Genomic DNA, 19,471 nt, shown 5'->3' with positions numbered 1-19,471 from the left:
CCTCTGGCGTTCCGTGTTAGGAGGTTTGCACGGCGCTGCCAAGGGCCAAGCTATTCCAGATGTGCAATGATCGAGCGCAGGGTGGGAATTCCGTCGCCTTTCTCGGACGAGGTCAGCACGATTTCAGGGAAGGCCGCAGGGTGTTTGGACAGCGCAGCGCGCACTTGATCCAGAACCTTCTGGCGATCATTCGCTTTGACCTTGTCGGCCTTGGTCATGACGCATTGAAAGGTCACGGCGCTGGTGTCCAGCAGCTTCATGATCTCGGCGTCGACGGGCTTCACCCCATGGCGCGAATCGATCAGCACAAAGGCGCGGCGCAGGGTCTGTCGGCCGCTTAGATATTGCTTGAGCAGCCGTTGCCATTTCTCCACTACCTTGACCGGCGCGTTGGCGTAGCCATAGCCGGGCAGGTCCACCAGATACAGTTCCGGGCCTTGGGTGAAAAAGTTGATTTCCTGCGTGCGGCCCGGCGTGTTCGACGCGCGCGCCAGGCCCTTGGTGCCGGTCAGCGCGTTGATCAGGCTGGACTTGCCCACGTTGGAACGCCCGGCAAAGCAGACCTCAAGCCGGTCGGGGGCGGGCAGACCGTTCATGGCCACAACCCCTTTGACGAATTCCGAAGGCCCGGCAAACAGCTTGCGCCCACGCTCTTGCGCGAACTCGTCCGGGTCTTCGGCAAGCGGGAAGGGCAGCGATGTCATAGCAGGTTAACCTTATCTTCAAGGCGGATCTCACCGCCCTGAATAACCTCGGCATAGACGCCGAAATCCTGATGATCCCAACTGTTGAGCGCGCCTAGGGTATCTGCGTCCCGCTCACCCGTTTCGGGATTGGCGGTTGTCGCCAGACAGCGGGTGATGCGTTCGCGAATGCGGAATACGGCCTGACCGATCTGCACGTCGCGACCCAGCCAGTCGAATTCTACCCACAGGGGCAGGCCCTCGAACCAGATATTGCCGCGCCAGCGCTTCGGTGACAAATCCCGGCCCAGTTTCTGTTCGACCACGCGATGCGAGGCCATGTTGCACAGGCTGATCGAGGGGTAGTCGCTGTCGGTCATGCCGCGCCCCGGCACCCGGACAATGCGGGCCGAAGCTGCGCGATCCGCGGGCATCAGCGGCTTGACCCAGTCCAGAAACACATCCTGCTGCGTGTCGGGCTGAAAGCTCAGATCCGGGCGTTCTGGATGGTGCAGGGTGACGCGGTCCCCTTCCATCCGGGCCGAGATCGCCATCAGCTTGGGTGCCTTTGAACCACGGCTGAAATTGGCGCAAGGCGCCCATTCGGTGCCATCGGTCTTCGCCGCCTCGTGCGCGACGGCCCAAACGCGATCCCCGGGCATGGTCTGCCCGGGGATTACTGTGACCTGATTCAGGGCTTCACGCCCATGGCTTTTGATCGGGTGCCGCCAAAGGGCTGAGACTGTCCCGCTCATTTTCCGTCCGTCTTAGGCGTCCGCTTGAAGCCGGACTTGATGTTGCCGAACACGTCAGGCTTGTAGCCCTGACTGCGCATGATCAGGTATTGCTGGGTGAAGGTGATTGTGTTGTTCGCAATCCAGTAGACCACCAGCCCGCTGGCAAACCCGCCCAGCATGAACATGAAGACCCATGGCATCCACGCGAAGATCATCGCCTGCGTCGGATCGGTTGGGGCCGGGTTCAGCTTTTGCTGCAGCCACATCGAGATACCCAACAGCAGTGGCAGGATACCGATGAAGATCAGCGCCATGAGGCTTTCGGGTGCAGGTCCCGCCCAGGGCAGCAAGCCGAAGAAGTTGAAGATCGAGGTCGGGTCCGGTGCGCTCAGGTCCTGGAACGGGCCGAACCATGGGGCCTGACGCAGTTCGATGGTGACAAAGATCACTTTATACAGCGAGAAGAAGATCGGGATCTGCATCAGGATCGGCAGACAGCCCGCAGCCGGGTTCACCTTTTCCTTCTTGTACAGCTCCATCATGCCCTGCTGCATTTTCTGACGGTCGTCACCAGCGGCCTCTTTCAGGGCTTCCATCTGCGGCTGCAATTCCTTCATCTTCGCCATCGAGACGTAGGATTTGAACGCAAGCGGGAACAGGATGGCCTTGATGATCAGCGTCAGGCCGATGATCGACCAGCCCATATTGCCGATCAGCACGTTGATGTTGTGCAGCAGCCAGAAGATCGGCTTGGTCAGGAAGTAGAACCAGCCCCAATCGATGCTGTCGATGAACTTCTGCACGCCTTCCGCCTGATATTCGCGAATGGTGTCCCATTCCTTGGCACCGGCAAACAGCTGCGTCGTCACCTGCTCGGTCGCGCCGGGCGCGACGGTCAGGGTGGGTAGCACGGTTTCGGTTTGGTAGATCTTGCGGCGGGCGTCGTATTTGGCGGCTGCCTTGAACGTTGCGCCTTCCGCAGGGATCAGCGTCGTCATCCAATAGTGATCGGTAAACCCGACCCAACCGCCTTCCTTGACCTGAAACACCTCGGCCTGCGCGCGCTCGTTGGGGTCGATGTCAAAGTCCCGTACATCGCCATAGTCGATTTCATCCAAAACGCCGTCGGCCATGACCATGACGCCTTCGTGCAGGATGAAGAAGTTCTTGAGGCCGGGAAGGTCGCCATCTTCGCCAATGCCGTGCCGCGCCAGAATGCCATAGGGGGCCATGCTGACCTCGGCTGCGGTGGTGTTTTCAACCGATTGGGTCACCGAGAACATGTAATTTTCATCGACCGAGACGGTGCGGCGGAAGGTCAGGCCGTTGCCATTGTCCCAAGCCAGCGTGATCGGAGTGTCCACGCCCAATGTTGCGCCCTGCTCAAGCGTCCAGAGGGTGTTGGGGCCGGGGACATCCGTGCCGGTCACGCCCGAGCCCGGAGCCCAGCCATACAGCGCGTAATAAGCCGAGTCTGATCCCACCGGGGCCAGCAACTCGACAATGGGCGCGCCGTCTTCGATGGAAACCTTGTAGTCTTTCAGGAACAGCTCATCGATGCGTCCGCCCGACAGCGAAAGGCTGCCTTTCAGGCGCGGGGTGTCAATCGCGACCCGCGGGGCCTGTTCTTCGGGCAGTGTCTCTTCGGTGGCGGCGGTCGCTTCGCCCACAGCACCGGTCGCTGTTGCGCTGGGTGTCTGAATCTCGGACTCTTGGGTGGAGGCGATCTCGGTCTGATCGGTGGCAGGTGTGGGTTCCGGCGGGGGGAACAGCACGAACCAGACCAGGATCACGAGAAAGCTGAGCGCGGTTGCGAGGATGAGATTCTTGTTCTGATCGTCCATCTGGGACAGCCACCTTGAGCAGTGAAAGACACCCGCAGGGTTCAACAGAGTGCAGGCCCAAAGGTCAAGCGGAATCGGTTGTTATTTCGTCACGGCAGGGGTCTGATCGGCCTAAAGTCCGCCTTATGACCCTGTTTGACGCCCAATCTTCGGAACACCGTTGACCTTGTTGCCATGTGCGGCAATCCAGTCCAGCGTTTTTTCAAACGGCATGGGCTTTCCGATCCCGAACCCTTGAACGTGATCGCAGCCCAGTTGTGCCATCAGGGCATGTTCACCCGGTGTTTCGACGCCCTCGGCCAGAGTTTCCACTTTCAGCCGTTCGGCCATGGTCAGGATCGCGCTGGCCAGTTGCTGCTGGCTTGGGTCCTGATCAGATTTCGCGACAAAGGATCGATCGATCTTGATCCGGGACACGTGGAACCGCTTGATCGACGCGATCGAGGCGTGGCCGGTGCCGAAATCATCCAGATCAATGCAACATCCCAGCGCCGCAAGGCCTGTGACATTGCGGGTGATCACATCGTCCGGTCGGCGGGAAAACACGGTTTCCAGAACCTCGACAGCAAGACGGTCCGGTGTCAGGTCAAATTGGTCCAGTTCCCATTTGAGGCGGTCAATCAAACCGGCGTCGCGCAACTCGTCAGATGAGAAGTTGATGCCGATCCGGGGCACGATGACCCCGGCCTGATCCCAATCGCGCATGGCCTGAAAGGCGTGGTGGCGGATGGCCTGACCAAAGCGTTCCATCAATTCGGCCTGTTCGGCAAAGGGCAGGAACACATGCGGCCCCAGCACGCCTTTTTGGGGATGTTCCCACCGGGCCAAAGCCTCAAACCCCGTGACGCGGCCTGTATCGGTCGAAACCTGCGGCTGGAACCACGGTCGGATTTCGCCGCCATTCAGGGCTGCGTCGAACTCTTTCCGCAGGTTGGTGCGAATGCGCGACCGGCGGCGGGTATCCGAGGAAAAGGCGCGAATCGTTGAGGGGCCGTTTTGCTGTGCCTCGATCAAGGCACTGATCGCGGCCTCTTTCCAGTTTTCGGCTGCACCGTCCGCCTCTCGCGAACTCAGGCAGAAGCCGATAGAACAGGACGCATAGATACCTGTGCCATTCGGCATGACAGGGTCTTCGACGGCGGATTGAATGCGCCCTGACATCTGGATACAGGCCTCAAGGTCCAAATGTTGCGACGGGCGCAGGGCGATCAGGATCTTGTTTTCGCCCAGACGTGTTGCAATATCCTGGCCACGGATCATCGACAGGACGCGCGCGCAGACCTGTTCCATGATATGGTTGGCCGCTGCCTGCCCGTGCAGATCAAGGATCTGCGTGTGGTCATCCAGCGCGATGGCAAGGCAGGCCGACACATCGCCGCTTTGTTTTGAACGATCAAATATCCCGCTCAGTTCAATGTCGAACCGATCATTGGCCAGCAGACCGCCCGAGTGTTGCCCGCGCCCGGCTTTCGCCTCAAGCGTGCTGGCCCCAGCGATCAGCAGCGGAAGGCCAAGTGCTGTTGCAACCAAAGCACGCTCACCCCCGATCCAGAACGCACCAAGGCTGAGAGCGGGGACAAATGCCAAAGCGGAAGAGCTGTTCAGAAGGGACGTCAGGCTACGCGCCAGACGGTCAAGTGAAGGTCGGTTCCGCATCGGTCTTTTGGCCCCTGGCAGTGATCGCACGGGCCAACCGTAGGAAATCAGTCTGAGTCAGTCGTTAACGCAACCGAGGAATTTCATCCGAATTTTCGGCTTTTTCGTCCGGTTTCAGCGCAAGATTGGCGAAATCGAACAGTTTCGGGTCCAAAAGATGCGAGGGACGGGCATTGGTCAGGGCGCGAAACATCACCTGACGACGACCGGGGCTATTCTTTTCCCATTGGTCGAGAATCTGTTTGACCTGCTGGCGTTGCAACCCGTCCTGACTGCCGCACAGATCGCAGGGGATGATCGGGTAACGCATGGCATTGGCGAATTTCTCGCAATCCGCCTCGGCCACATGGGCGAGGGGACGATAGACGAACAGGTCACCTTCTTCATTCACCAGTTTCGGCGGCATGGTGGCCAAACGCCCACCGTGGAACAGGTTCATGAAGAAGGTCTCAAGAATATCGTCGCGATGATGGCCCAGCACCACGGCCGAGCATCCCTCTTCGCGGGCAATGCGGTACAGGTTGCCGCGGCGCAGGCGCGAGCATAGCGCGCAATAGGTGCGGCCCTGCGGGACCTTGTCCATGACGACGGAATAGGTGTCCTGATACTCGATCCGATGGGGCACGCCCATACGCTCCAAAAACTCGGGCAGGACGGTGGCGGGAAAGCCGGGCTGGCCCTGATCCAGATTGCAGGCCAGCAGATCCACGGGCAGCAGGCCGCGCCATTTCAGCTCATACAGAACCGCCAGCAGGGTATAGCTGTCCTTGCCGCCAGACAGGCAGACCAGCCAGCGGGGCGGCTTGCCGTTCTTGTCATGGGCGGTCGGGTCCACCATGCCATACTGCTCGATCGCTTCGCGCGTCTGGCGCACGATGCGCTTGCGCAGCTTCTTGAACTCGGTGGTCGAGGGCGCGCCGGCGAAGAGCGGGTGGATATCGTCTGCATCATCAAACATGGGCCGTGGTTACAGCGGACCGTTGGTCCGGGCAAGGTGTTGCGCGTTCGCCGGTTTGGGAAACCACCCCGATTATGCTATCTTCGCGGGATTTGGAGTTGGAGCTAGTAATGGACTATTTTTTCTCGGTCCGCGGGCGCAGCGGAGATCACTATTCGAACAAACTGGGCACGGCGCGGTATTTGGCGATTCCGTCGAACGTAAAGACACCGGCCCGAAAACACGAAGTTCCGGTGTCGCAATGGGTCGGAAAAGTTCAGGACGAGGCCGGTGCCACGGATGATGAAAAGGGCAACATCGTCATCTTTGTGCACGGCTTCAACACCGAGCAGTTCGAGATGCTGGAGCGGCACCGGAAAATCCGCAAGGGGCTGGAGGCGCATGGCTTCAAAGGCGCGCTTGTCAGCTTTGACTGGCCCAGCGACGGGTCGGTGCTGGGTTACAGTTCAGACCGGGCCGACGCGCGGCGCTCGGCAGACAAGCTGTTTACCCATGGGATCAGACGTCTGTCGCGCATGCAGACGGCGGATTGCCGATACAACATTCATGTGTTGGCCCATTCCATGGGCACGTTTCTGGTGCGCGAGGCGATGGATTTTGCCGATGATGACCACGAAATCGCGCAACACAGCTGGATGACCAGCCAGATTGCCTTTGTCGCGGCGGATGTGTCGGCAAAGTCGTTCCGGGATGGCAGTTCCAAAACCTCGTCCCTGATGCGCCACTGCACACGGCTGACATGCTATTACAGCCCCTTTGATGAGGTGCTGTCGGTGTCCGAGGTCAAACGGGTCGGCGTGTCGCGCAGGCTGGGGCGTGTCGGCATGCCGGACGATCATCCGGAAAAGGCCGTGAACCTGTATTGCGGCGCGTATTTCAAAGACAATCGCGATGACTATCCGGACGGCCCATCGGCCACCCATAGCTGGTACTTCGATTCGTCGCGGTTCTATGAAGACCTGCACCACACATTGACGGGCAAACTGGACCGCGAAGTCATTCCGACCCGAAAGTTCACTGACCGGGGCAATCTGGCGCTGTTCTAGTCGGGCGGTTTGGTGGTCTTTTCGGGCACCGGGTCATAGCCATCGCCGCCCCAGGGGTGGCACCGGCCAATGCGACGCGCGGCGAGCAATGCGCCTTTGATCGGGCCATGCTTTTCAAGCGCTTCCAGCGCATAGGCCGAGCAGGTCGGTTGATAGCGGCAGTTGAATCCGACCCATGGGCTGAAGATCAGCCGGTATGCCCGGATTGGCAGCGCGATGATATGGGAGAGAAAGGTCACTTGCGCGGCGCATGTATTTTGCGCAGCGCGTATCGCAGATCATCCAGCAACGCCGCGAATGGGCGATCTGCCGTGACATTGGCGCGGCCGATCAGAACGTAATCCCACCCGTCCTGTCCATGTTGTGGCAAAACGGCCCTTGCAGCCTCGCGCAAGCGCCGTTTGGCGCGGTTGCGTGCAACAGCGTTGCCCACTTTCTTGGAACAGGTGAACCCAACGCGCAGCCCCGGGGCTTCGTCAGGTGCGCGCTTGCGGGCCTGCACCATCATCGACGACGTGCCCTGTCGGCGCGCGCGTGCCGCTTTCAGGAAATCCGATCGGGTTTTGAGAACCGTCAGGGATACAGGCGCGCAAACGGACGCCGCCGGGGGCGTTTCCCGGGGGTGGTTTCTACCATCCTCAGGGGCCTCCGGCGGCGTCATGTTCATAACCTGATCGGTGAGCGGCTTATGCGCTCAGCGATTTGCGACCGCGTGCGCGGCGTGCGTTCAGGATCTTGCGGCCGGCCTTGGTGGCCATGCGCGCGCGGAAACCGTGGCGGCGTTTGCGAACCAGGTTCGAAGGCTGATAGGTGCGTTTCATCGCTCCGTCTCCAATCTATAGCGGTCGGGTGCGGCGCGGATTCGCCTGGCCCTAGTGTTCGAAGCCCGTCCTCTACTGCTAAGCGGGGGGTAAGTCAAACCCCAAGACCGGGGTTTTGACGCCTTTTGCAACAATTCTGTATCCCGGCCCCGGAAAAGGTTTCAAATTCCGGGTTTTGCGCCCGAAACCCTCACATTCCCTGCCACATAGTTCAAGGCCGCGTGAGGGCCCTGTTGCTTGGCCGTCGGGCAGCGCATGTTGGGTCAGGAATGAAACAGACAAAGCCGGATGGCCAGATGAGCGAAACGACCCAGGCGCCGCGCAGCGGAATTGCGCGTCATATCCCCTTGCTTGTTATCCTTGCCGCTGCTGCGGTCGGGTTTTTTACGCTTGGCGATTACCTGAGCTTCGAGACCCTGCGCGACAATCGCGAGGCGTTGCTGGCCTGGCGCGATGCAAATTACTGGGCAATGGCGGCCGCTTTTGTGGCGATCTACATCGTGATCGTTGCATTCTCGCTGCCCGGCGCTGCTGTGGCATCCATGACCGGCGGGTTCCTGTTCGGTCTGTTCGCGGGCACGTTATTCAACGTTTTTGCCGCGACCGTTGGCGCATCTGCCATCTTCCTGGCTGCGCGGTGGGGATTGGGCGAGTCGCTGACGGCGCGGCTGGAATCCTCGGAAGGTACGGTCAAAAAGCTGAAAGACGGGCTACGTGAGAATGAGATCTCGGTCCTGTTCCTGTTGCGGCTGGTTCCGGTCGTTCCCTTCTTTGTCGCCAATCTGGTGCCCGCGCTGGTCGGCGTGAAGTTCCGCAACTTCCTGATCACAACCGCGCTGGGCATCATTCCGGGCGGCATTGTCTACACTTGGATCGGCGTCGGGCTGGGCGGGGTGTTCGACCGGGGTGAAACCCCAGACGTGTCCCTGTTGTGGGAGCCATTTGTGATCGGGCCTATCATTGGTCTGTGTGTGCTGGCTGCTCTGCCGATTGTAATCAAAGCCCTGCGTGGCAAAAAGGACGCCTGACTCATGACAGAACTGAAGACCGATATCCTGGTGATCGGTGCCGGGTCAGGTGGCCTGTCCGTGGCTGCGGGGGCTGCCCAGATGGGGGCCGATGTGATTCTGCTGGAAGGTCACAAGATGGGTGGCGATTGCCTGAATTTCGGCTGCGTCCCGTCCAAAGCGCTGATTGCCAGTGGCAAGGCCGCCTATGCGCAAGCCCACGCATCACCCTTTGGGGTGTCGGATGTCGTCCCACAGGTGGACTATGGTGCCGCCAAGGACCACGTGCACGACGTAATCGCACAGATCGAACCGATGGACAGTCAGGACCGGTTCGAAGGTTTCGGCGTGAAGGTCTTTCGCGAGTTTGGGACCTTCCTGTCGCCAACGCAGGTGCAGGCGGGGGACAATGTGATCACCGCCCGCCGCGTGGTGATCGCGACGGGCTCATCGCCGCTTGTGCCTCCGATACCGGGTCTGGAGACGGTACCGTTCTACACCAACGAGACCATCTTTGATCTGCGTGAAAAGCCCGATCACCTGCTTATCATCGGCGGCGGCCCCATCGGTATGGAAATGGCGCAGGCGCATATCCGGCTGGGCTGCAAAGTTACGGTGATCGAGGGCCTGAAGGCGCTGGGCAAGGATGATCCCGAAGCCGCCGCAATCGTGCTGGATACCCTGAAGGCGGAAGGCGTCGATATCCGCGAACAGGCGATGGTCGCCGAGATCAGGGGCGCAGACGGCGCGGTCGAGGTTGTCACAGAAACCGGAGAGGTCTTTGCCGGTACCCACCTTCTTATGGCCGCCGGACGCAAGGCCAACGTTGAACGCCTGAACCTCGAGGCGGCGGGGATCGACCGCACCCGGACGGGTATCAGGGTCGATGACGCTCTGCGCACCAGCAACCGCAAGGTCTATGCCATCGGCGACGTCGCTGGCGGGCTGCAATTCACCCATGTCGCCGGGTATCATGCCGGTATCATCATCCGATCCGCTCTGTTTGGCCTGCCATCCAAGGCCAAGACCGCGCATATCCCATGGGCAACCTATACCGACCCGGAACTGGCCCAGGTTGGCCTGACCGAAGCGCAGGCGCGCGAACAGCATGGGGACAAGGTGGAAATCGCCCGGTTCGATTATCACCACAACGACCGCGCCATTTCCGAGCGCAAGACGAAAGGGTTTATCAAGGTTATGGTCGTAAAAGGCCGACCTGTCGGTGCAACGATCGTGGGGCATCAAGCCGGGGAACTGATCAACTTGTGGTCTCTTGCGCTTGCCAATAACCTTAAGATGGGTCAGATCGCCGCGATGGTTTCCCCCTATCCGACGATAGGAGAGCTTAACAAACGTGTGGCGGGTGCTTATTTCTCGCCGAGGCTGTTTGAGAATCAGACAGTTAAACGAGTGGTCAGGTTCGTCCAGCGCTGGATCCCCTGACCTAAAGAAGGAGCGCCAATTGAACTCGCTTTCGGGCCGTTTCCTGATCCTGACGACGGTCTTCGTGATGTTGGCCGAAATCCTGATCTTTGTCCCCTCGATTGCGCGCTTTCGCGAAGACTTTCTGCTGAACAGGCTTGAGCGTGCGCAGATCGCCTCGCTTGCGTTGCTGGCCGACGACATGCTGGCCGATGAGCTTGAGGCCGAACTGCTGGCCAATGCCGGTGTCTATAACGTGGTTTTGCGGCGTGACGAGGTGCGGCAGTTGATGCTGTCCTCGCCCATCCCCGAGCAGATCACCAATACCTATGATCTGCGCGATGCGGGCCCCTGGATTCTGATCCGCGACGCGGTGAACCGTATCTTCACGGTCGAAAACGAAGTCGTTCGCGTGATCGGAGAGCCGGTCAAAGGGGCCGGGCTGTTGATCGAGGTGACCATCGACAGCGCGCCTTTGCGCATGGCGATGGTGGATTACGGCCTTCGGATTCTCGGCCTGTCCTTTGTAATCTCGATCATCACGGCGTCGCTTTTGTTTCTGGCGGTTCGCGTCGTCCTTGTGCGTCCGATCAAAAGCGTTGTCGGCTACATGCAGCGCTACGCCAGCGCGCCTGAGGACGCGCGGGGTATCATTGCACCTGCCTCCAAAGTCACGGAACTGCGCGAGGCGGAAGAGGCACTGAAAACCTTGCAGACCGATCTGACCCAGGCCCTGAAGCAGCGCGAGCGTCTGGCGCAACTTGGCGGAGCCGTCGCCAAGGTCAGCCATGATCTGCGCAACATCCTGACCTCGGCGCAGCTGTTCACCGACAGGATCGAATCCAGCGATGACCCGCTGGTTGGTCGTCTGGCGCCGAAACTGGTCAACTCGATCACCCGGGCCGTCTCACTGTGCGAAAGCACCCTGGCCTTCGGCCGCGCTGAAGAGCCCGCGCCGACCCTGACAATGGTCCGGGTTCGAGACGTGGCGGCGGATGTGGCGGCCAGCGAACAACTGGCCGTTGCGGATGCCCACGTCGAAATCGTCAACGAAGTCCCCGAGGACCTGGTCGTACGCGCCGACCCCGAGCAGTTGTTCCGCGTCATCATGAACCTTGTGCGCAATGCCAGACAGGCCCTGGTCGCATCAGGCCAACCCGGCCGCGTGACCATCGCCGGATGCGAGTTCGAGACCAGCTGGTGCATCGAAGTCAGCGACACGGGCCCCGGTCTGCCGCCAAAGGCGCGCGAGAATCTGTTCACACCCTTTCAGGGCGGCGTCCGCAAAGGAGGCTCGGGTCTGGGCCTTGCGATTTCACAGGAACTGGTGCGCGGCCATGGCGGAGATCTGCTTCTGAAAGACTCCAGCGCAAGCGGAACAACCTTTGAAATAAGGCTTCCCCGCGGCGACGTGACTTTTTGAAAGTTTTTTGAAGAATCGACTTGCACGTCCACCGCCCCGGGTCTAAATACCGCCTCACCAACGCGGACCGATAGCTCAGCTGGATAGAGTACTTGACTACGAATCAAGGGGTCGGGGGTTCGAATCCTCCTCGGTCCGCCACTTTCCATTGATTTCATTGGAAAAATTGGCGGTTTTTACCAGCTACCCGCCAACATACCCGCCAAGTCTATATTAGCCCATTGGCTTGGAATGCCTGGTGACCAAAGCCGCGATGTCGATAGCTTAGGTCGCAAGGTTTCAGGAGCGTTCTTGGATTCGTCTGCTCTCAAACGGCTTGATCTACTGTAACAAATTGTTTGCTTTGGGCTGTGTGAAGCCAACTTGCGGTTCCGTGCGGTGTTCGTCGTAAAGCGCAATGAACCGAAGGCTGCAATCTGTGTAGACGAGCGGTCGATGTCTGAAAGAGATTAATGGTAGAGTTTCACGAGTGATCTAAGGAACTGGTAATTCTTGATTTATGTTGACGCAGTAATTTGAGATCCCTCTGCTGCTTTAGATTGCTTAGGCCGTGTCAAATTGCCTATCGCCTTCTCTCGTGGTATCGTCATCGCTTTAAGAGAAGATTCATGCGGCGGCGAGTTTTAGTTAACCGGTTCAAGCCCAAACGCGCTTCAGCGATCGATCGGATCAACGAGCTTTCTAGTTTTGCTCGTGCCAATTGGTTTGGTCTACTTGCTTACATGGCCTTTGCAGGCGTGACACTCTTGAGCGTTCATGATGCAGACTTTTTTGTATCAAGCCGCCAGACGACATTGCCTTTGATTGGAGTTGAAATTCCCACCAAAGATTTCTTTATTTTCGGCCCAATTCTTGGAACGGCGCTTTATGTTTATCTGCATCTCTATCTAATTAAGCTTTGGGAAGCTCTGGCGGATGCTCCACCCAGACCTAATGGGGCAGCACTATCTCTTCAGGTTACCCCTTGGTTGGTTAATGAATTCGGGCTTGCCCTTCGAGGAAACGGTGCTTTCCATCACAGACCTTTGGATTGGCTGTCACATCTCGTAACATTCCTTTTGGCATTTGCGGTGGGGCCTATTGTTACAGCTTACTTTTGGATACGTTTTTGGCCTGCTCATGAACTTGGTCACTCAATATTCAATGCAATTCTCTTCACGCTGACGACCATGACCATGCTAACAAGCCTTTTCGCGGCTGTTACTCGGTTGCGATTTAGTTCGACTTTCGGAAGCAGCCTGAAGTTGCTACTAGCTACTGTAACAGCCTTAGCAATTTTAGTGCCGTCAATTGCCATAACCGTAGCGAAATCTGACGGACCCGAAAGTTTGGGACCGTTTCGCGCATTGACAGAGAAAGTCTATTCGGCGTCGTACCGTTTTTTTGTTGGGATCGGCTTATGGGCTGAGCCAGTTGATACTGACGATGCCACGACCCGCTATGCGCTGAGAATTGCTTCTGCGGACCTGAGAGAAGTCGAATTCGTATCCTATCCAGCCAACTGGCAAGAATACTGGGCTCATCAACGGCAATTTCGCGTCGATTGGTGTGCTCAACAAGGGATTGACCCAACAACATGTGGTCCCTTCGAGAGGAGAGATGATCTCAGAACTCACACCATAGCCGCACGTAAAAAGTGGTGTGAAAACAACGGGTACTCCCAAGCATCAAGATGTGCCAGGTACTTCTCTGATTTATATGAACAATTCGATCACGATTGGACTACCGAAAGACTGACAAGATTAAATTCCTTAGAACCTTGGTCTCCGCAAAACAAGGACCTCAGAAACGCAGACTTAACAAACGCCGTGCTTCCCGGGGCAGATTTGAGAGGGGCAGATATGGACGCGGCAACTCTTAAAGGCGCGCAGATGGAAGGGGTGAATCTCCGTAACGCACACTTGGAAAATTCCAACTTTCAAGAAGCTTTCATGGTGATGTCAGATCTACGCGGAGCGCAACTAAGGCGCGCAGACCTGAGTGATGCGTGGTTGGTAAAAGCGGACCTTCGCGGCTCACAACTGGAATTGGCAGATCTAAATCATGCTTGGATTCTTAGTGCGAAATTGCACAAAGCAAATTTGGTAGGAGCAGATCTTAGTCATGCAGAATTGTCCGGTGCTGATTTGAGAGAGGCACAAATCGTCGGAGCAGATCTAAGAAGCGCTAATTTAGTTATGGCATTGCTATACAAAGCACAATTAAATGGCGCAGATTTGAGTGATGCTTGGTTGAGTATGGCGCGCCTACAACGGGCACAGCTGGAGGGTGCAAATTTAAGTCGGTCGAGTTTGGATGACGCAAATTTAGAAAGTGCCAATTTGAAAGGAGCGGACCTAAGGTCGGCTTTTTTGTCAGGGGCGGACTTTTACGATTCAGACCTCACTAACGCCGACATGCGCGATGCTTCTATTTTAGGGGCCACTTTTATCGATGCGCAGATGAAAGGGGCGGACTTGGCTGGCGCGAGCATAGAATGGTTGATACTAGACTATGCGAAAATGAATTCGGTAAACTGGACCGAGACTTCGTTCACGGCGATGGCTAGGTTCGCCGACCTAAGGGGAATCCGCGATTTGAGGCAAGAGCAGCTATTGCATCTGATAGGAAATTCGAAAACTCTATTGCCAGATCAAGTTGACCCGGAAACCGGCCAGCAGCTCTACATACCATCATGCTGGGCAAAGCTGCCAGATGCTTGGCCAGGTCATTCTGCGGAAGCAAAAAATCAATTCTCAAACGACGAACTTATTGAAGACCAAATTCTGTGTGCGCCCGGCACTTTGCCTCAAAGGTCAGGAACACCTTGGTCAATGAATCAGTTGCCACCTTGGGAAGTCAATGACTTATGGGAACCTGATATTCGAGGACCAGTGACGGCGTCGGAATTCAACGTTGAAAAAGGATCTAAGTAGAAATTTAGTTCCACTTGTTATTGCGGCGAGAGTTCCGGAAATCCCAGTCGTTAGAGTTTTAGTGCTCATCGAATGCCAATGATGCACCAACAATCAACTTGGATCAGTCCTATGAGGCTGCTCATGGTCATTCGTTCAAATTTGACAGGGTGGCCTGAATAGTGACTTGAGGGTGCTTTAGAAGGGGGCGCTTAGCGCTACTTCAACTTCCGGTTCAGGTCTGGTTTTGTGGGACATATCTTGCATTTTCGTAAAATCCGCAGGCCTGAAGAAATCGGTGTTTGTCTGCTTCCGCCTCGAGAGCAATATCGATGGCCTTTAGGCGCGTTGACGCGTCGGTGCTGGTTGCGGCGATCTCCATGCAATCGTTTCTGACAGTATGATAGAAGGCGAGCGTATCACCGACCAAAGCGATTAAGTCTGCGTGTTTGGCTTCCGCAGATAGGCGTTCTGTCAGCTTGTCAAAGAGGCGCTGGGCGTGCTTGGAGGAAATTCCCAGTACCGCTCCGATTTGTCCAAGGGGCGCGCCCCTCAATGACATGCGGTGGACAACAACCAATCTAAACTCGTTGATGTATTCGGTGCCGTCCCAGCCGCCAATCTCCGGTTGGTCTGTGGTCTCAGGTGCCACGTGGTTTGCACCCGGGTTCAATTCCGAGCACGGTGAGCATAGCGTCTTCCGTCTAGGGTGAATAGCAGCGTGGGGAAATGCGTGGTCCAAACGAATTGGTCGATCTTCCCGAATGGCGGCTTCGATTTCTCTGTCTATTCCGTCTAACGCTTCCGTTGGCCGTTCGGGATACTGCCTGACGGAGCATTGTATTTGTTTGCGTATATGCTGCATACGCCGACCTTCAGTGAAACCGCCTTTCGGTGTTCTCCTGTGAGGAATTTGACCTGAAGTTGGGTCTCGTTCTTGGTTTGTGTTGCCCATGTCGCGCTCTCCGTGGTCAGTGCGTGTTGTCAGGTGGGATTTCGCCTTTGAGCCGCGCTCAAAATTGCACCCGGGTTCAAATATCGATGTCCAAACGGGCGATGATCCAGCCCAATGCGAAGAACGCCGGATAGAACAACAACCAACCCCCATAAGTCAGGTAATGGACCAGCGATTTTTCATTCCGGTGGATAAGCGACAACATCGCGTTTTCATCGCCGTCGAGCGCTTCGCGGTATGTGCGCGGAATGATGATCTTGCTGTATGCGGCATGGCCGACCAGCAAATACGAAACTGTGGCAATCGCTATCAAGGCATTCATGGTTTTCTCCGAATTTGCGGGTGCTTGGACGGAACTTTGAACCCGGGTGCAAATCGGGCGCTTTTTCTGACAGGTTTTCCTAGTTGGATGGCAACTCGTTGAAGGCGGTTCAGGCGTAAACGGCGCATGGGAGATGGTGATTAGATGTGCGGCAAACTCAGCAGCAGGGAGTGAGTAAAATTGGGCGGTTCTTGATGCAGACAGTGCAGCAGGTTGGCTCGGCCCGTGGAATTTCTGCTGCAAACTTTGCGGCAAAGTTGCAGCAGACTTTGAAGCGGGTTTCTGAATTACTCACCTCGAAACTGAAGCACATTGGGCGCTTCAGTATTCGCGTTCCGGAACCGAGTAGCATCCCCGCGCGCGTGACCCGGTCTTTTGCTATTTTTGTATTCAATGACATCGTAGTCATTGTCCTTCTCCCAAAATCGTGGTTCGTAAGTTGGTGCTTTCGGTTTGCCTAGGTGCTCAGTCGGCAGCATCGTCAATCGCCATTCCGGCGACAGAGCAGTACCTTCGACGCCTTTCCTGTGCCGTCGTGTGCAAACGATCCACCCCTTTGCCTGCAAATCTGCTAATGCCGTAGCCGCAGTTTTTGGGGTAACGCCCATTTCGGTTGCTAGTGTCCGCGTGGATAGCGCAACAATCCCGTTGTTGTTGAATTTCAGCTTCTTGCCTTCATAGCGACATCGGACTTTGAGATGCATGTAAGCTGCTTGTGCCGTGGAGCTTAGGGCCTTCCATGCTGGCAGTCGGGTATCTTCTTTTATCCATTTGGCGAATTGGTCGGTTCGGTTCTCATTTCTTTTGTCACGCCCCATAGTGATGATCCTGACCGAGGTATGTTGAACGCGAGATAGACGGGAGCGCAGAATTTCCAGATCGCAGGTTTGCGTTCTTGGAATTTGAAATGGAGTGGTCAAAAACGGCCAACGCAGCGCCTGTTTTAGCGTGCCACAGGCGTGCAAGTGCTTCGCGGGTCATGAAGTACCCTATTGCCTTCCATCGTGTTCCAGCACGCTCGTTTTGGGGCGTTATGCGTCTTTGAATGATCCACTGAACTTCGTCGGAGCACTCAATGATCCGAAACTTGCCAAGTCGCTCTATTTCGAAGGCATAGTGTTCACTGCTTTCAGCGAAATCATAACTTGAGGACGCAAGAGTTCTTCCGGTGAACCCGGGTGCAATTTCTGTAGTCATTTTTGGGGCCTTTGGGCTTTGCCCATTAGCCGGGAAGATGGTACGGTCGGTCAGCTACAACAAAACGGCCTCTTCCCGGATAACTGGGTGAGGTCGTTTTTATTTCGGATCGTTGAGTTCTTCACCCGTGGCAGAGAATTCAAACGAGCAGATTTTTGTGTGTTCCACTCTGCCATCGGAATATCGGGCTTCTTGGTTGAAGGTTGCGTGTTGTTCCAAGTGTTTCCGAATTTTTTGCGTCACTGGAACTGGTTCACCGTTCTTGAATAGGATGGGGTTCGCCATATCGGGGCCAATTGGCATAAGGGTGTAGGTTCTGCCGTAGCGGAGGGTTGCATTCTCGGTCATTGTCTTACTCATCGTTGAAGGAAGTGATGCACCCGCCAAGTGCGGATGCTAGTTGATTGCAGCGCTGGGCGCGGGTTGCTTCAGGCGTCGAAAATGTTTCGCCCTTAGGAAGACCCCAGCGTTCGGACAGAGATACGGATCGTGTTTCGTCCTTGGCCTGTGCGTTTTTAACAGACCTGAATGGCCGCTGGTTTGCACCACCCTGTACGAGGGATACGAAACTTGGTTCCGGGTCGGTCAATGCGCGTGCTGTGATTTCATTGATGCGCGGGATACGTTTCATATCTCAGCCTCCAAGCGGCTTGGCGCTTTCCCAAGCTTCGACTTCTGAGAGCTTCCAGCGCGTGCACCTCGCTGAAAGTTTGATGGATTTTGGGAACTCTGGGTCATTCTTGGCCCACTTCCACCACGTAGCGCGATGAATTCCGTACCTCGCGGCACCTTGCTTGTCGGAAATGAGTGTTTCGTTTGTCGTTGTCATGTGTCGCTCTCGCTGTTGCTTGCAATTGAAGGCAACGTATCAGGGCGTTTCAGCGATGGCTGTGCTCGAAAAGGGTGAAAAATTGCACCCGGGTGCACTGGCATTGAGATTGAAAGTGGATGGACCGCTGTTGCCATCCTTGTTTGCCGAAAACTTGGAGTATCACCTCACCAATAATTTTGGTGTTTAGTTCGGCCAAGGTGAGTGCTCAAAAAAAGTGGGGGGTTAAGGAAGAATGTTGTGGAAGAGATGCAATCTCTGGTGGCATAACGCTACCGAGATTTAGAAGGACTGTCATAATGAGATTTGTTGCGGTTGCGTTCGTTTTCACTATTTTGGCGTCGCCACTATCGGCGGAGGAAATGACTGTAGATGGTTCAAGCAAGGAAGCTTACGAACGCAGTATCAAAGCTATGGTCGATCGCCTGCCCGACGAAGATAAAGAGGCGTTTGGGCGCGGGCTTATCAATCTCATCATCACTCGATACCCGCCAGCACAAGGTGCGGAAGGGTTGGCCATGTTGCAGTTTATGGAACCCGCGATGGAAGCTGCACACGTAACTTTGAGCGGTGTTTCGCGCGACGACATTGTCTCGAAAGGTCGTGAAATCATGGCCAAAGAAGCCGCAAAAGAAGCAGCGCTCGAAAACGACCCCTCCGACGTTCTTCGCTCATGTTTGCAAAGAAAAGTTGTCGTTTCAAATGCTGCGATTGAACGCGGCGATTACGGGCGAAACATTAAGTTGGATGTGACCAACAACCTACATTGGGCAATCGCAGGTATTCGCGTGGAATATGTTGCGATGTCCGCTGGTAGGTCTGTGCCTTGGCAAAGGGATGATTTGTCTGTCTCAATTCGGGGTGGTATTGAACCCGGCGAAACTAGGTCGATCCAGACGTCGGCATCTCTGTTTCCCGGCGATGCACCTGATGAACTGCTTACCACAGTGACTGTATTGGATGTGTCTGACCCATTGGAACGACAGCTAGTTAGAGATGTGACTGTCATCGGATGGGCCGAAGAAAAGTCACCGATGTCATGTGAATGATGGACGTTTCGACCGAAGTTGTTGTGGCTGTGATCGGTGGCGGGTCCGCTTTAATAGGCACGTTTCTAGGCGCTTACCTCAATAAGAGAGCTACTCTTTCAACTGCACGCGAACTGGTGGAAATCGAGCGTTTCAAATATGCTCAAGATCGTATTTGGGATTTTCGAAAGGAGAGCTACTCAGTAATTCTCGCCCATTTGAGAAAGGCGTCGAATTTCGCAGACAAAGTATTTGCCGGTTACTGCGACGAGCAACAGCACCCTGAGGTGTACTTTGCTAGCGACGATCGGAAGAATGATGATATCGCATCGTGGTCCGCTTGGGATACCTGTCGAGCCGAGTTTGAGGACAATCTTCTGACGTTGTCTGACGACTTCGCCCAACAGTTCAATTTGCTAATTCATAGTTTTCGGACAATCGACGACAACGATTTGCCGCCTGAAGTGGCGCACAAAAGGGCTGAAATCTTTAGCACGTTTTACCCAAAACTCCTTCGAATAGCACAAGACGAAATAGCGCCATCTAAAGTAAAGCGATTGGACGAAACTGATTGAGGTACTACCGGCCAAAAATACTACTTTTCTATTAGTTGGGGTGCTGCGGCTAGACCTGTACGATGATCTGGCCG

At 56.1% G+C, this 19,471-nt stretch carries 21 protein-coding genes and 1 tRNA gene; 8 read left to right on the top strand and 14 right to left on the bottom strand.

Going from position 1 to position 19,471, the window contains the following annotated elements:
• Nucleotides 1-50: 50 nt before the first annotated feature.
• From yihA to ttcA, 5 genes are all read right to left on the bottom strand, one after another.
• Nucleotides 51-704 carry a ribosome biogenesis GTP-binding protein YihA/YsxC gene (gene yihA, locus ACR0AC_RS19260; protein WP_170456095.1) on the bottom strand — a complete coding sequence of 218 codons (654 nt, stop codon included), beginning with the start codon at nt 702-704 and terminating at the stop codon, nt 51-53.
• Nucleotides 701-1,438: an MOSC domain-containing protein gene (locus tag ACR0AC_RS19255; RefSeq protein ID WP_480875463.1), complete on the bottom strand. Its 738-nt coding sequence runs from the start codon at nt 1,436-1,438 to the stop codon at nt 701-703. The genes yihA and ACR0AC_RS19255 overlap by 4 nt, the downstream gene beginning before the upstream one ends.
• Complete coding sequence (gene yidC / locus ACR0AC_RS19250) at nt 1,435-3,264, bottom strand: membrane protein insertase YidC (protein WP_480875462.1); 1,830 nt, start codon at nt 3,262-3,264, stop codon at nt 1,435-1,437. Before yidC ends, ACR0AC_RS19255 begins: the two co-directional genes overlap by 4 nt.
• 123 nt (nt 3,265-3,387) lie before the next feature.
• Nucleotides 3,388-4,920, bottom strand: coding sequence for a bifunctional diguanylate cyclase/phosphodiesterase (locus tag ACR0AC_RS19245; RefSeq protein ID WP_170624822.1), 1,533 nt, complete (start codon nt 4,918-4,920; stop codon nt 3,388-3,390).
• A gap of 64 nt (nt 4,921-4,984) precedes the next feature.
• Complete coding sequence (gene ttcA / locus ACR0AC_RS19240; protein ID WP_170456088.1) at nt 4,985-5,878, bottom strand: tRNA 2-thiocytidine(32) synthetase TtcA; 894 nt, start codon at nt 5,876-5,878, stop codon at nt 4,985-4,987.
• A gap of 110 nt (nt 5,879-5,988) precedes the next feature.
• On the opposite strand from ttcA, the gene ACR0AC_RS19235 reads away from it, so the two are divergent.
• Nucleotides 5,989-6,924, top strand: a complete 936-nt coding sequence (locus ACR0AC_RS19235) for an alpha/beta hydrolase (RefSeq protein WP_170456086.1) — start codon at nt 5,989-5,991, stop codon at nt 6,922-6,924.
• Here ACR0AC_RS19235 and yidD read toward each other — a convergent pair.
• Genes yidD through rpmH form a run of 3 tightly spaced genes read right to left on the bottom strand, consistent with a single transcriptional unit; the run spans nt 6,921 to nt 7,745 of the window.
• Nucleotides 6,921-7,163 carry a membrane protein insertion efficiency factor YidD gene (gene yidD, locus ACR0AC_RS19230; protein ID WP_480708722.1) on the bottom strand — a complete coding sequence of 81 codons (243 nt, stop codon included), beginning with the start codon at nt 7,161-7,163 and terminating at the stop codon, nt 6,921-6,923. The two genes, ACR0AC_RS19235 and yidD, sit on opposite strands and share 4 nt — an antisense overlap.
• Nucleotides 7,160-7,585 carry a ribonuclease P protein component gene (rnpA, locus tag ACR0AC_RS19225; RefSeq protein WP_170624821.1) on the bottom strand — a complete coding sequence of 142 codons (426 nt, stop codon included), beginning with the start codon at nt 7,583-7,585 and terminating at the stop codon, nt 7,160-7,162. The genes yidD and rnpA overlap by 4 nt, the downstream gene beginning before the upstream one ends.
• Before the next feature lie 25 nt (nt 7,586-7,610).
• Entirely contained in the window at nt 7,611-7,745 is a 135-nt protein-coding gene (rpmH, locus tag ACR0AC_RS19220; RefSeq protein WP_005980833.1) for a 50S ribosomal protein L34, read from the bottom strand.
• Between the two features lie 296 nt (nt 7,746-8,041).
• Between rpmH and ACR0AC_RS19215 the strand changes: the two genes are divergently transcribed.
• The 5 genes from ACR0AC_RS19215 (at nt 8,042) to ACR0AC_RS19195 (ending at nt 14,512) form a co-directional block, all read left to right on the top strand.
• Nucleotides 8,042-8,773: a TVP38/TMEM64 family protein gene (locus tag ACR0AC_RS19215; RefSeq protein WP_170456167.1), complete on the top strand. Its 732-nt coding sequence runs from the start codon at nt 8,042-8,044 to the stop codon at nt 8,771-8,773.
• A gap of 3 nt (nt 8,774-8,776) precedes the next feature.
• Nucleotides 8,777-10,195 carry an FAD-dependent oxidoreductase gene (locus tag ACR0AC_RS19210; protein WP_170456082.1) on the top strand — a complete coding sequence of 473 codons (1,419 nt, stop codon included), beginning with the start codon at nt 8,777-8,779 and terminating at the stop codon, nt 10,193-10,195.
• Nucleotides 10,196-10,214: 19 nt separating this feature from the next.
• Nucleotides 10,215-11,597, top strand: coding sequence for an ATP-binding protein (locus ACR0AC_RS19205; protein WP_480875452.1), 1,383 nt, complete (start codon nt 10,215-10,217; stop codon nt 11,595-11,597).
• A gap of 64 nt (nt 11,598-11,661) precedes the next feature.
• Nucleotides 11,662-11,738: transfer RNA gene (locus ACR0AC_RS19200), tRNA-Arg, on the top strand.
• 467 nt (nt 11,739-12,205) lie between these two features.
• The gene (locus tag ACR0AC_RS19195) at nt 12,206-14,512 is read left to right on the top strand and encodes a pentapeptide repeat-containing protein (RefSeq protein ID WP_480875448.1); all 2,307 of its coding nucleotides are present in this window, start codon (nt 12,206-12,208) and stop codon (nt 14,510-14,512) included.
• A gap of 214 nt (nt 14,513-14,726) precedes the next feature.
• Here the strand turns inward: ACR0AC_RS19195 and ACR0AC_RS19190 are convergent, their stop codons facing one another.
• From ACR0AC_RS19190 to ACR0AC_RS19165, 6 genes are all read right to left on the bottom strand, one after another.
• Nucleotides 14,727-15,143 carry a hypothetical protein gene (locus tag ACR0AC_RS19190; protein WP_480875445.1) on the bottom strand — a complete coding sequence of 139 codons (417 nt, stop codon included), beginning with the start codon at nt 15,141-15,143 and terminating at the stop codon, nt 14,727-14,729.
• Between the two features lie 379 nt (nt 15,144-15,522).
• The gene (locus ACR0AC_RS19185) at nt 15,523-15,768 is read right to left on the bottom strand and encodes a hypothetical protein (protein WP_480875441.1); all 246 of its coding nucleotides are present in this window, start codon (nt 15,766-15,768) and stop codon (nt 15,523-15,525) included.
• Nucleotides 15,769-16,055: 287 nt separating this feature from the next.
• Complete coding sequence (locus ACR0AC_RS19180) at nt 16,056-16,586, bottom strand: hypothetical protein (RefSeq protein ID WP_480875439.1); 531 nt, start codon at nt 16,584-16,586, stop codon at nt 16,056-16,058.
• Nucleotides 16,587-17,064: 478 nt separating this feature from the next.
• Nucleotides 17,065-17,313, bottom strand: a complete 249-nt coding sequence (locus ACR0AC_RS19175) for a hypothetical protein (RefSeq protein WP_480875436.1) — start codon at nt 17,311-17,313, stop codon at nt 17,065-17,067.
• A gap of 4 nt (nt 17,314-17,317) precedes the next feature.
• Nucleotides 17,318-17,596, bottom strand: coding sequence for a hypothetical protein (locus ACR0AC_RS19170; protein ID WP_299984740.1), 279 nt, complete (start codon nt 17,594-17,596; stop codon nt 17,318-17,320).
• A gap of 3 nt (nt 17,597-17,599) precedes the next feature.
• Nucleotides 17,600-17,794, bottom strand: a complete 195-nt coding sequence (locus tag ACR0AC_RS19165) for a helix-turn-helix transcriptional regulator (protein ID WP_366141034.1) — start codon at nt 17,792-17,794, stop codon at nt 17,600-17,602.
• A 299-nt stretch (nt 17,795-18,093) separates the two neighbouring features.
• Here ACR0AC_RS19165 and ACR0AC_RS19160 point away from each other — a divergent pair, with 299 nt between their 5' ends.
• Entirely contained in the window at nt 18,094-18,843 is a 750-nt protein-coding gene (locus ACR0AC_RS19160; protein ID WP_480875430.1) for a hypothetical protein, read from the top strand.
• The gene (locus ACR0AC_RS19155; protein ID WP_480875427.1) at nt 18,840-19,397 is read left to right on the top strand and encodes a hypothetical protein; all 558 of its coding nucleotides are present in this window, start codon (nt 18,840-18,842) and stop codon (nt 19,395-19,397) included. The genes ACR0AC_RS19160 and ACR0AC_RS19155 overlap by 4 nt, the downstream gene beginning before the upstream one ends.
• Nucleotides 19,398-19,471 lie beyond the last annotated feature (74 nt).

Source organism: Ruegeria sp. H7, from assembly GCF_056532945.1.
The sequence above is the reverse complement of the archived record's forward strand: the minus strand, read 5'-3'. Positions and strand labels throughout refer to the sequence as shown.